General features: G+C 74.9%; 8 protein-coding genes. 7 read left to right on the plus strand and 1 reads right to left on the minus strand.

All coding sequences use genetic code 11. The annotated features are described in order from the left end of the window. Positions 1-76: 76 nt before the first annotated feature. Both AB0953_RS23350 and hflX read left to right on the plus strand, forming a co-directional pair. Complete coding sequence (locus AB0953_RS23350; RefSeq protein WP_366861479.1) at positions 77-1,522, plus strand: M1 family metallopeptidase; 1,446 nt, start codon at positions 77-79, stop codon at positions 1,520-1,522. 262 nt (positions 1,523-1,784) lie between these two features. Continuing rightward, positions 1,785-3,296 carry a GTPase HflX gene (hflX, locus tag AB0953_RS23355; RefSeq protein ID WP_366861480.1) on the plus strand — a complete coding sequence of 504 codons (1,512 nt, stop codon included), beginning with the start codon at positions 1,785-1,787 and terminating at the stop codon, positions 3,294-3,296. A gap of 132 nt (positions 3,297-3,428) precedes the next feature. On the opposite strand, the gene AB0953_RS23360 is transcribed toward hflX, so the two are convergent. After that, a complete protein-coding gene (locus tag AB0953_RS23360) occupies positions 3,429-4,607 on the minus strand; it encodes a hypothetical protein (RefSeq protein ID WP_366861481.1) in 1,179 nt (392 codons plus the stop codon). Positions 4,608-4,999: 392 nt separating this feature from the next. On the opposite strand from AB0953_RS23360, the gene AB0953_RS23365 reads away from it, so the two are divergent. From AB0953_RS23365 to AB0953_RS23385, 5 genes are all read left to right on the plus strand, one after another. Beyond that, the gene (locus AB0953_RS23365; protein ID WP_366861583.1) at positions 5,000-6,274 is read left to right on the plus strand and encodes a diaminobutyrate--2-oxoglutarate transaminase family protein; all 1,275 of its coding nucleotides are present in this window, start codon (positions 5,000-5,002) and stop codon (positions 6,272-6,274) included. 1,433 nt (positions 6,275-7,707) lie between these two features. Continuing rightward, complete coding sequence (locus tag AB0953_RS23370; protein WP_366861584.1) at positions 7,708-9,807, plus strand: IucA/IucC family protein; 2,100 nt, start codon at positions 7,708-7,710, stop codon at positions 9,805-9,807. A gap of 6 nt (positions 9,808-9,813) precedes the next feature. Then, complete coding sequence (locus AB0953_RS23375; protein WP_366861482.1) at positions 9,814-10,503, plus strand: GNAT family N-acetyltransferase; 690 nt, start codon at positions 9,814-9,816, stop codon at positions 10,501-10,503. An 846-nt stretch (positions 10,504-11,349) separates the two neighbouring features. After that, the gene (locus AB0953_RS23380; protein ID WP_366861483.1) at positions 11,350-11,586 is read left to right on the plus strand and encodes a hypothetical protein; all 237 of its coding nucleotides are present in this window, start codon (positions 11,350-11,352) and stop codon (positions 11,584-11,586) included. Next, positions 11,481-11,978: a ferric iron reductase gene (locus AB0953_RS23385; RefSeq protein ID WP_366861484.1), complete on the plus strand. Its 498-nt coding sequence runs from the start codon at positions 11,481-11,483 to the stop codon at positions 11,976-11,978. Before AB0953_RS23380 ends, AB0953_RS23385 begins: the two co-directional genes overlap by 106 nt. Positions 11,979-12,076 lie beyond the last annotated feature (98 nt).

Raw genomic sequence — 12,076 nt, forward strand, 5'->3', positions numbered from 1 at the left:
CGTCGCGGGCCCCGTTCGGGTGGACCCGTCGCGCGCCGTACCCGGGCGCGCGGCGGGCGCTGGTATGCGGTGGGGGATGCAGCTCACCTCCCCGCGCCTGCGCGCCGCCCTGCTCGCCGCGGCCTCCCTCACCCTCGTCGCCGCCGCGCTGCCCCCGCCGACGCCGCTGGGCATCGGCGACCCCCTGTTCCCGCAGCTGGGGAACCCCGGGTACGACGTCCTCTCGTACGACCTGTCCCTCACGTACAAGGACAACCAGACCCCCCTCGAGGCGGTCACCCGCATCGACGCCCGAGCCCTGGAGCCGCTGGAGCGGATCAACCTGGACTTCACCCACGGCACGGTCGCGTCCGCCGAGGTGAACGGGCTGCCGGCCGCCTTCGAGACCGTCGGTGAGGACCTCGTCCTGACCCCGGCGACCCCGGTGGTGGCCAGCGGGCCGCTGCACGTCACCATCCGGCACACCAGCGACCCGCGCGGCATCGCCGACGGCGGCTGGGTGCCCACCGAGGACGGCCTCGCCATGGCCAACCAGGCCGACGCCGCCCACCGCGTCTTCCCCTGCAACGACCATCCCGCCGACAAGGCGTACTTCACGTTCCGCATCACCGCCCCGGCCGGGAAGACGGCCGTCGCCAACGGCGTGGCCGGGGCGCTGCCGCTGCGCATCGCGGGCGCCGCGACCACGTGGACGTACCGCACCCTGCACCCCATGGCCACCGAGCTCGCCCAGGTCTCCATCGGCGACTCGGCCGTCGTCGGCGGCACCGGGCCGCACGGGCTGCCGCTGCGCCACGTGGTGCCCGCCGCGGACCGGCAGCGGCTGGAGCCCTGGCTGAAGAAGACCGCCGGGCACGTGGAGTGGATGGAGCAGCGCGTCGGCCCCTACCCCTTCGAGAACTACGGCGTGCTGATCGCCAAGGCCAAGACCGGCTTCGAGCTGGAGACGCAGACCCTCTCCCTCTTCGAGAGCGGCCTGTTCGGCGGGGACGGCTACCCCGAGTGGTACGTGGAGGCCGTCATGGTCCACGAGCTCGCCCACCAGTGGTTCGGCGACAGCGTCACCCCGCGGACCTGGTCCGACCTGTGGCTCAACGAGGGGCACGCCACCTGGTACGAGGCGCTGTACGCCGACGGCCTCGGCACGTACTCCATGGAGCGGCGCATGCGCGAGGCGTACCAGCGCTCCGACCAGTGGCGGGCGGCCGGCGGGCCCCCGGCCGCCCCCAAGCCCGCCGCCCCCGGCGAGAAGATCGGCCTGTTCCGGCCCGTGGTCTACGACGGCGCCGCCCTGGTGCTCTACGCCCTGCGGCAGGAGATCGGCGCCGCCGCCTTCGACCGCCTGGAGCGGCGCTGGGTGGCCGAGCACAAGGACGGCACCGCCGGAACGGCGGACTTCGTCCGGCTCGCCTCGGCGGAGGCCGGGCGCGACCTCGGGCCCTTCCTGCAGCCGTGGCTGTACGGGAAGACCACCCCGGCGATGCCCGGGCACCCGGAATGGGGCGGCACGAAAAGCATGTGACCCCCGGGGAACGGGCATGCCACCATCAACAGGGCCGGGCGGCCGGCCGCACGCCGCAGGAATCCTGCAGGGCACCTGTGGGGAATCCGCGGGCGGCGCGAGACGTTGGACACGACAGCGGCAGCACGCGGCCGTACGGGTCTCGGCCTCGCAGGTCGCAGCCGTGCAGGCCGCGTCCGGGGCGGACGCCCCGGCCGCGTACTGTGGCCCGGCACCCGCTGCCGCGGGCGCACCGACATCGACGCAACGACGTAAGGATCCAATGACCTCCTCTTCTTCCCCTTCCCAGGACGCGCGGGACGCACGGGAGCAGCACGTGCGCGACTCGCAGAGCTTCACCGAGAGCCTTCGGGCCGACGCCCTGATGGAAGAGGACGTCGCCTGGAGCTACGAGATCGACGGAGACCGCGACGGCGACCAGTTCGACCGCTCCGAGCGTGCCGCGCTGCGCCGCGTCGCCGGCCTCTCCACCGAGCTCGAGGACGTCACCGAGGTCGAGTACCGCCAGCTGCGCCTGGAGCGCGTGGTACTCGTCGGCGTGTGGACCTCCGGCACGGTGCAGGACGCCGAGAACTCCCTCGCGGAGCTCGCCGCCCTCGCCGAGACCGCGGGCGCCCTCGTCCTCGACGGCGTCATCCAGCGCCGCGACAAGCCGGACCCGGCCACCTTCATCGGCTCCGGCAAGGCGCGCGAGCTGCGCGACATCGTCGTGGAGACCGGAGCCGACACCGTCGTCTGCGACGGCGAACTCAGCCCCGGCCAGCTCATCGCCCTCGAGGACGTCGTCAAGGTCAAGGTGGTCGACCGGACCGCGCTGATCCTCGACATCTTCGCCCAGCACGCCAAGTCCCGAGAGGGCAAGGCACAGGTCGCCCTGGCGCAGATGCAGTACATGCTGCCGCGCCTGCGCGGCTGGGGTCAGTCGCTGTCCCGGCAGATGGGCGGCGGCGGCGGTGGCGGCATGGCCACCCGAGGCCCCGGTGAGACCAAGATCGAGACGGACCGGCGCCGGATCCGCGAGAAGATGGCGAAGATGCGCCGGGAGATCGCGGAGATGAAGACCGGCCGCGACATCAAGCGGCAGGAGCGCCGCCGCAACAAGGTGCCCTCGGTCGCCATCGCCGGCTACACCAACGCCGGCAAGTCCTCGCTGCTCAACCGCCTCACGGGTGCGGGCGTGCTGGTGGAGAACGCCCTGTTCGCCACCCTCGACCCGACCGTGCGCCGGGCCGAGACGCCCAGCGGCCGGATCTACACCCTGGCCGACACGGTCGGCTTCGTCCGGCACCTGCCCCACCACCTGGTCGAGGCGTTCCGCTCCACGATGGAGGAGGTCGGCGACTCCGACCTGATCCTGCACATCGTGGACGGCTCGCACCCGGCCCCGGAGGAGCAGCTCGCTGCCGTCCGCGAGGTCATCCGGGAGGTCGGCGCGGTCGACGTGCCCGAGATCGTGGTCGTCAACAAGGCCGATGCCGCGGACCCGCTCGTCCTGCAGCGGCTGCTGAGGATCGAGCGGCACTCCATCGCCGTCTCGGCGCGCACCGGGCAGGGCATCGAGGAGCTGCTGCGGCTCATCGACGCCGAACTGCCGCGGCCCGCGGTCGAGGTGGAGGTGCTGGTTCCGTACACGCACGGCTCGCTGGTGGCCCGTACCCATGCCGAGGGCGAGGTGGTCTCCGAGGAACACACCCCGGAGGGCACGCTGCTCAAGGCCCGGGTCCACCCCGAACTGGCGGCGGAACTGGCCGCGTTCGTCCCCGCCGAGCGGTAGCGGGGAACAAAGAACAACAGGAACAACAGCTGCAACCGGCAACAACCGGCAGCAACAAGCGACAACGAGGGCCCCCTGCATCCGGCAGGGGGCCCTCGCCTCTTTCCCCGGGTCCTCCCGGGTCCTCCCGGGTTACTTGAACTTGGCGCTCACGGCGTCGTAGATGCCCTTGGCCTCCGGGCCGAGCCGCGGTCCGGCCAGCCAGCCCGCCTTCGCCGGGCCGATCGAGGTGTTGGACACCAGCGCCGGCTTGCCGTCACTGCCGGCGGCCACCCAGCCGCCGCCGGAGGAGCCGCCCGTCATCGTGCAGCCGATCCGGTACATCACCGGGTCATTCGCCTTCAGCGTCAGCCGACCCGGCTTGTCCGTGCACTGGAACGCCTTCTGGCCGTCGAACGGAGCCGCCGCCGGGTAGCCCGTCGCCGTGATGGACGCGACCTTCGGCACCGCCGGGGCGTTGAACTCGACCGGGAGCGCCGCCCCGACCGTCTCCTCCAGCGACTTGCCCGTGCTCTTCTCCGGGGTCACGTGCAGCACCGCGAAGTCGTACGGGGCACCAGCGCCGCCCGTCGGACCGCCGGTCGCGATCCACTGGTCCGAGGTCTGCGCCCAGTCGCTCCACCACACGCCATACGGGGCCACCTCCTGCCGCGGCGCGCCCTTGAGCTGCGCGGTCGGCTTGCCCTGGTTGTTGTAGGAGGGGACGAAGGCGATGTTGCGGTACCAGCCGCCCGCCTTGCCCGCGTGCACGCAGTGGCCCGCCGTCCACACCAGGTTCGACTTGCCCGGGTGGGCCGGGTCCTTCACCACGGTCGCCGAGCAGACCATCGAGCCCTCGGGGCCGTCGAAGAACACCTTGCCCGACACCGGGACGCTCGTGTGGTACGGCGTGGCCGCCGCCTTCGCCGTCACCGCGGCCGGGGTGGGGTCGGTGACGCCCTGGTCCTTGCCCGCGTCCGGGTCGACGGCCGGAGGCTGCGGGATCTTGTCGGCCTCCCGCATGCGGTCCGGGTCCCACAGGCCCTCGATGATCGGGTTGATGTAGTCGCCCGCCTCGCGGAGCCAGTCCTCCTTCTTCCAGTTCTTCCACTCACCTCCCCGCCACTTCTCCAGGTCGAAGCCGTGCTGCTTGAGCTTGTCCTTGAGCTGGTCCGGGATCTTGATCGTCCCGTCGGCTCCGGACGGGAGGCTCGCCGCCACGGTGGGCTTGGCGTCGCCGCCGGCCTCCCCGTCGCCGGGGCCGCAGGCGGCGGCGGTCATCGCGAGTGCCGCCGCGCACAGAATCGCGGTGACCGGTCGGTTCGGTCGCATGTCGTGAATCCCCCTGGTGGTTCCGGGCGTGGGACGCGGCCGACGGGACATGCCGGCCGCTGAGTGCAGCACCCCACTATGCCGCTGCCGTTGGGGACGACACAGCCGGGGGCCGCGGTTCCGCCCGGCCACCGCCGTACCGCCGCACCACGCAAGGATCTTGGCTCTCGCCCGTGTTCCGCCGCCGTCACCGTCGTTGGTACGTACGGGGGATGGGGGGACGGTGTGATGTCCGAGGCGCAATCCGGCCGAGCCGGGGCAGCCGGCGGAACCGGTGGAGCAATCCGTGCGGGAGGTCGACACTCGTGGCGCTGACCGAGCAGGACGCAGCCTCGGCGCAGGTACCGCCGCAGCCGGACAGGGCCGGGGGCGGCCCCGGCGCGGCGGAGGGCATCCTGCGCCGGCAGGCCCTGCGGGAATCCGCCGCCCGCACCTACGCCCGCTCGCTGCCCATCGTCCCCGTACGGGCGCGCGGCCTGACCATCGAGGGCGCGGACGGGCGGCGCTACCTCGACTGCCTCTCCGGCGCCGGCACGCTGGCCCTCGGGCACAACCATCCCGTGGTGCTCGAAGCCATCCGCGGCGTACTGGACTCCGGCGCCCCCCTGCACGTCCTCGACCTCGCCACCCCCGTCAAGGACGCCTTCACCACCGAGCTGTTCGCCACCCTGCCCGCGGAACTCGCCTCCGACGCCCGCATCCAGTTCTGCGGGCCCGCCGGAACGGACGCCGTCGAGGCCGCCTTGACCCTCGTGCGCACCGCGACCGGGCGCTCCGGGCTGCTCGCCTTCACCGGCGCCTACCACGGCATGACCGCCGGAGCCCTCGGGGCCTCGGGCGGGGCCCCGGACGTCCGGGTCACCCGGCTGCCGTACCCGCAGGACCTCCGCTGCCCCTTCGGCGTCGGCGGCGCCGAAGGGGCCCGGCTCGGGGCCCGGTGGACCGAGAGCCTGCTGGACGACCCCAAGGGGGGTGTGCCGGCGCCCGCCGCGATGATCGTCGAACCGGTGCAGGGCGAGGGCGGGGTCCACCCCGCCCCCGACGCCTGGCTGCGCCGCATGCGGGAGATCACGAGGGCGCGCGGGATCCCGCTGATCGCGGATGAGGTGCAGACCGGCGTCGGCCGCACCGGCGCCTTCTGGGGCGTCGACCACGCCGGGGTGGTGCCGGACGTGATGGTCCTGTCCAAGGCGATCGGCGGCAGCCTCCCGCTCGCGGTGATCGTGTACCGGTCCGGGCTCGACGTGTGGGGCCCCGGGGCCCATGCCGGCACCTTCCGCGGCAACCAGCTGGCCATGGCCGCCGGGACGGCGACGCTTGCGTACGTACGGCAGAACCGTCTCGCCGAGCGCGCCGCCGAGCTCGGCGGGCGGATGCTCGCGCAGCTGCGGGCCCTGGCCGCCGAACACCCCTGCATCGGGGAGGTCCGGGGCCGCGGCCTGATGCTCGGCGTCGAACTCGCCGACCCCGAGACCCGGGCCGCCGCCCCCGAGCTCGCCGCGGCCGTCCGCCGGGAGTGCCTGCGGCGGGGCCTGATCGTCGAACTCGGCGGCCGCCACGCCAGCGTCGTGCGGCTCCTCCCCCCGCTGACCCTCACCGACGAACAGGCCGCGGCCGTCCTGGACCGCCTGGCCGACGCCATCCCCGCCGCCGCCCCCCAGCCCTGACAAGGACCCCCATGCCCGACCCCGCGCCCCGCCCCGAACCCACCCGGCCATCTCTGCACCCGGGCGCGGCCACTCAGGCCGCCCCCCACACCCAGACGACAGCCCACCCCACACCCCCCGAACCACCCCAACCCCCACCGCCAGGCCCGCCACCAGCCGCCGGAACCACACCCGCCCCCCAACCGACCCTCCACCTGCTGCCGCCGGGACCGGCAGCGGCACCGGCTCGGGAATCGGCGGCCGGCCCTGCGGCAACTCCGCCCACCGCGCCCCCACCCCGCCCGGCGCCGCCCCACACCGCAGCCCCGGCAGCCACCCCCCGGCTGCCTGCGGCGCAATCCGCAGCGGCCGAGGCGGCCGACATTGCACACCCACACCCTCCGGCGGCACCGCAGACCACACCCCAAGGACCCGCTACCCCGGCCCCGCTGCCGACAACGAAGCCCCTGCCCCCGACGGGCCCCGCCGCCCGGCCTGCCACAGCAGCCGAGGCGACCGCCGCGGCGCACCCGCGGCCTCGATCGGCAGCACCGGAGGCGGCCACCGTGCCGCCCCCATGGCCTCCGGCGGCAGGGCCGGGACCTGCCACCCCGGCCCAGCCCCCGACGGCGAACGCCGCAGCGACAACGGACCCCGCGGCCCGGCCTGCCGCAGGGCATGCGGCAGCACCGGAGACGGCCACCGTGCCGCCCCCATGGCCTCCGGCGGCGGGGCAGGCACCCGCAAACGCGGTGCCGGCGGACCCGCAGCGTCCGACCGGCACCCCCGGCCCCGCGCCCGAGTCCGGCACCCCAGCCCCCGCCCACGCGGCCGCGGGGCAGCCGGGCACGGCCCCAGAGCCGCTTGCGGGCAGCCTGAGCCGGCCCGGCGCGGCCCACTCCGGCCAGGTGACGGCCGGGGGCGGAGCCCGGCCCGAATCCGGCCCGCTGGGCTGCCAGCCTCCACAGGCCGACCCCGCGCCCGAGGTCGGCACCCCGGCCCCCGCCGGCCCCCACGCGGCCGCGGGGGAGCCGAACACGGCCCCGGAGCCGCTTACAGGCAGCCTGAGCCGCCCCGGCGCGGCCAACTCCGGCCAGGTGACGGGCGGCGGCGGAGCCCGGCCCGAATCCGGCCCGCTGGGCTGCCAGCCTCCACAGGCCGACCCCGCGCCCAAGGCCGACCCCCCAGCTCCCGCCCATGCGGCCGCGGGGGAGCCGGGCACGGCCCCGGAGCCGCTTGCGGGCAGCAGGGGCAGGCCCGGCGCGGCGGACTCCGGGCGGCCGACGGTCGACGGCGAAGGCCGGTCCGGGTCCGGCCCGCTGGGCCACCGGACCCCACAGGCCGACCCGGCGCCGCAGCCCGACCGGTCGGCGGGCCCCGCGCCCGCCGCCGCCCCGGGCAACGCGCGAGCGACCGGCACCCCCGCCTCCGCGGGACCGACCGGCACCCCCGACATCGCGGCAGCAGCCGGTGCCCCCGAGATCGCGGCGGCCGCCGGCACCCGCAACACTGCGGGTGCCGGCATCCCCGCCGCCGGCGGCGAGGGGGCCGGAGCGGGCCGGCCGGTCGCCGCGGCACCGGACGTGCCGGTCGCCGGCCGGGCGCCGCAGGCACCCGCAGCCGGGGCCCTGCCGCAGGGGCCGGCCGGCCCGCGCCCGGTCGGCCGGGACGGGGGCGGCGGCCCCGGCGCAGACCCGGCGGTCGCCCAGGCGCAGCCGGCCACCGCCGCCGCAGCCATGGTTCCCCGGCAGAACCACGGCACGCTCCGCCCCCGGATCGGCGCGACCGGGCTGCCCGGGCCCGAACCGGCTCTGCTGCCCGACCCGTTGGACCACCCCGATCCGGCCGTGGCCGCCGAGGCCGCCGCCGTGGAGAACCTCCTGCGGTGCTGGGTACGGGAGACCGGCCTCGGCCGCCCCGACGGCCCCGCCGGAACCCTGCTGCGCATCCCCCTTCCCGCTTCCGGCACCGCACTTCTCGTCGCCGTCCGCTACTGGTCCCCGACCGGCTGGCACCGCTTCGCCCCGGCCCGGCTCGAGGGCACACCCCCCACCGCCCCGGCCCTGGACGCCGTCACGCTCGCCTCCCTCCTCGCCCGCGAGGGCCACGCCGGCGGCCGTGGCGGCACCGACCTCGTCGCCCGGGTCGCCGACTCGGTGCGCCGCACCACCGACTTCATCGCCGACCGACGCGAACGGCCCACTCCGCCCCCGCCCGTCGCCGGCGAACTCTTCCTCACCGCCGAACAGTCCCTCCTCCTCGGCCACCCCCTCCAACCGGACCCGAAGAGCCGCGAAGGACTCTCCGACGCCGAAGTGCGCCTCTACTCACCCGAACTCCACGGCTCCTTCCCCCTGCACTGGTTCGCCGTCGCACCCACCGTCCTCGCCACCGACTCCGCCTGGACCGAACGCGGCCGCCCGGTCTCCGCCGCCAGGCTCCTCGGCCGGCTCGCCCCCGGCCTCCCGCTGCCCGACGGCACCACCCCCCTTCCCCTGCACCCCTGGCAGGCCCGCGACCTGCTCCAACGACCAGCCGTCAGCGCCCTGCGCGATGCCGGACTCCTCCACGACCTCGGCCCCTACGGTGAGCCCTGGTATCCCACCTCCTCCGTGCGCACCGTCCTGCGCCCCGGTGCCCCGGCGATGCTCAAGCTGTCCCTCGGCCTGCGCATCACCAACTCCCGCCGCGAGAACCTCCGCAAGGAACTCCATCGCGGCGTCGAGGTGCACCGGCTGCTCCGCACCGGCCTGGCGGAACAGTGGCAGGCGGCCCACCCCGGCTTCGACATCGTGCGCGACCCCGCCTGGGTCGCCGTCGACGCCCCCGACGGCACCCCCGTCCCCGGACTCGACGTCGTACTGCGCCACAACCCCTTCCGCTCCCACGACGACGCCGTCTGCATCGCCGCACTCACCGCGCCCCGACCCAGGCCGGGGCGCGCCACCCTGCGCTCGCGTCTCGCCGAGACCGTCTCCCGGCTCGCCGCCATGACCGGACGGCCGACCTCCGCCGTCGCCGCCGAGTGGTTCCTGCGCTACCTCGACCACGTCATCCGGCCCGTCCTCGCCTTCGACGCCCTCGCCGGCATCGCCCTGGAAGCACACCAGCAGAACACCCTCGTCGTCCTGGACCGGGCCGGCTGGCCCGTCGGCGGCCGCTACCGCGACAACCAGGGCTACTACTTCCGCGCCTCCCGCCGCACGGAACTGCAGCACCGGCTCCCCGGCATCGGCAGCACCAGCGACACCTTCGTCTCCGACGCCGTCACCGACGAACGCTTCACCTACTACCTCGGCATCAACAACGTGCTCGGCCTCATCGGGGCCTTCGGATCGCAGCGGCTCGCCGACGAACGCGTCTTGCTCGCCGCCTTCCGCCGCTTCCTCGGCAAGGCCTGCGCCCTCGGACCCGTGCCCGCACGGTTGCTCGACTCACCCACCCTGCGCTGCAAGGCGAACCTGCTCACCCGCCTGGGCGGCCTCGACGAACTCGTCGGCCCCGTCGACTCCCAGTCCGTCTACGTCACCATCGCCAACCCCCTCCACGATTGAGCGCCGATGCCCTCCACCGACACCCCCGCCGCCCCGTTCGGCCCCACCACCACCGACACGGCCGCCCTGCACCTCACCGCCGAGCTGCGCCTGACCGCCCAGCTGCTGCCGCTGCTCGCCGAGGCAGACCTGCTCGACTCCCCGGCTGCATGGAGCACCGCCGCCACCCCCGCCGGCGCCTTCCGCCTCGAACCCGTCCGCCTCGGGCGCGACCTGGAACTCCTCACCGGCTGGATGAACGACCCCGCCGTGGACGCCTACTGGGAACTCGCCGGGCCCGCCTCCACCACCGCCGCCCACCTGCGGGCCCAGCTCGACGGCGACGGCAGCAGCATCCCCTGCCTCGGCCTCCTCGACGGGATCCCCATGAGCTACTGGGAGATCTACCGGGCCGACCTCGACCCGATCGCCCGCCACTACCCCGCCCGCCCTCACGACACCGGTATCCACCTGCTCATCGGAGACGGCACGAACCGCGGCCGCGGCCTGGGCACCACGCTGCTGCGCGCCGTCGCCGACCTCGTGCTCGACAACCGTCCGCGCTGCACCCGCGTCATCGCCGAACCGGACATCCGCAACACCCCCTGCCTGTCGGCCTTCCTCAACTCCGGCTTCCGCTGCGCCGGCGAAATCGAGCTCCCCGCGAAGCACGCCGCCCTGATGGTCCGGGAACGAGCGCTCCGCAACCTCCTCTGACTGCCCCTCACCGCTCCGCCTCCGCTCCGTCGCACCCTGCTCCGACCGCTCCGACCGCTCCGACCCGCTCCGTCCCGACCCCGCTCCCCACCGTCTCGCCCCCCACTACCCGCTGCTCCGTCCCGTCCCGGCCGACGGCCTCACATCGAAAACTCTGCGCCGCGCAGCAAAGTTCCCGGTTTCCGAGGAGTACCGTGCCGAATTTCTCCGCCGCCCTCGACACGTCCCCGCCCGCGCCGCCGCAGGCACGTCTGGCAGCTGGTCCTCGACGACGGCAGCAGCCTCGGCTTCCGCGCCCGCCGCCGCGCGTACAACAGCTGGCAGGTCGCAGCAGACACCCTCACCCTCACACCTCCCGCCCCCTCCACGGCCCCCCGACCGCTTTCGCCGACCCGTTCGCCTTCCTCCTCCGTGCGCGCCGGCTCCTCGGCCTCGACGGCGCCACCCTCGACCACCTGGTCCGCGAGCTCAGTGCCACCTCGCCGCCGACGCCCGCATCGCCCACACCGCGCTCACCGCCGCCGTCCTCGCCGATCTCGACCACGCCGAGCGCGAAGGCCACCAGACCGGACACCCCTGGCTCGTCCTCAGCAAGGGCTGCACCGGGCTGTCCGCCGCCGACACCGCCGCCTGGCCCCGAGACCCGCACCCGCCAGCGGCTGCCCTGGCTCGTCGTCCACACCTCCCTGGCCGCCCACCGTGGCACGGCCGGCCTGGAGGACCCCGCACGTCTCCACGCCGTGGAACTCGACCCCGCCACCCAGGCCGCCTTCGACGGCACCCTGCGCGAGCGCGGGCTCGACCCCCGCGCTTTGTTCCTCCTGCCCGTCCAGCCGTGGCGGCATCATGCTGCCGCTCAGCGTCCTCAACACCATGGTCTGGCGCGGCCTGCCCCCGACCTCTGCCTCGCGGCTCCCGCCGTCACCCCCTGGCCCCACGCCTGCCCTCCGCGACGCCGACCCCTTCCTGCGCGAGGAATGCCGGGTCGTCCCGCTCGGCGAGGTCGCCTCGGTCACCGTCCCCTGGCTGGAGCAGCTCCTGGCCGCGCTCCTGCCGCCGCTCCTGCACTTCCTCCACCGCTAGGGCACCGTCTTCTCCCCGCACGGGGAGAACACCACCGTGATCTTCGACGAGCGCGACGCGTCCCCGTTCTGATCGCCCTGAAGGACTTCGTCGACGACATCGACATCAGCCGAGAGCCGCTGCCCGAGCTCGCCCCCATGCCGGCCCCGGTCCGCGCCGTACTGCGCGACAAACCCGCGGACTGTCTGCCCCAGCACCTCCCCGCCGAACTGTTCGTCGGAGTCCTCTGCTGCCTCGCCGCCCTGTGCGAGGACGGCCTCGGCGTCCCGGAACCCGCGTTCTGGTCCCTCGTACGGGCGGAGATCGTGCGCCACGGGAGCGCTTCCCCGAGCTCGGCCCGCGCCACGAGCTCTTCGACCTGCTCCCACCGCGCATCGGCCGGCTCTGCCTGAACCGCAACCGCCTGTACGCGGACGGCTACCGGGACCGCGCCGACCGCCCGCAGGCGGTCCGGCACGGCACCGCGCCCCCTCCGTTGTATCGGCCATGA

Source organism: Streptomyces sp. NPDC046866, from assembly GCF_040704625.1.
GTDB lineage: Bacteria > Actinomycetota > Actinomycetes > Streptomycetales > Streptomycetaceae > Streptomyces.

Excerpts from the sequence above, each read along its gene's own strand:
- AB0953_RS23375 (WP_366861482.1), top strand. The coding sequence starts at position 9,814 with ATGCCCTCCACCGACACCCCCGCCGCCCCGTTCGGCCCCACCACCACC.
- AB0953_RS23385 (WP_366861484.1), top strand. The coding sequence starts at position 11,481 with ATGCCGGGTCGTCCCGCTCGGCGAGGTCGCCTCGGTCACCGTCCCCTG.
- AB0953_RS23380 (WP_366861483.1), top strand. The coding sequence starts at position 11,350 with ATGCTGCCGCTCAGCGTCCTCAACACCATGGTCTGGCGCGGCCTGCCC.
- AB0953_RS23350 (WP_366861479.1), top strand. The coding sequence starts at position 77 with ATGCAGCTCACCTCCCCGCGCCTGCGCGCCGCCCTGCTCGCCGCGGCC.
- AB0953_RS23360 (WP_366861481.1), bottom strand. The coding sequence starts at position 4,607 with ATGCGACCGAACCGACCGGTCACCGCGATTCTGTGCGCGGCGGCACTC.
- hflX (WP_366861480.1), top strand. The coding sequence starts at position 1,785 with ATGACCTCCTCTTCTTCCCCTTCCCAGGACGCGCGGGACGCACGGGAG.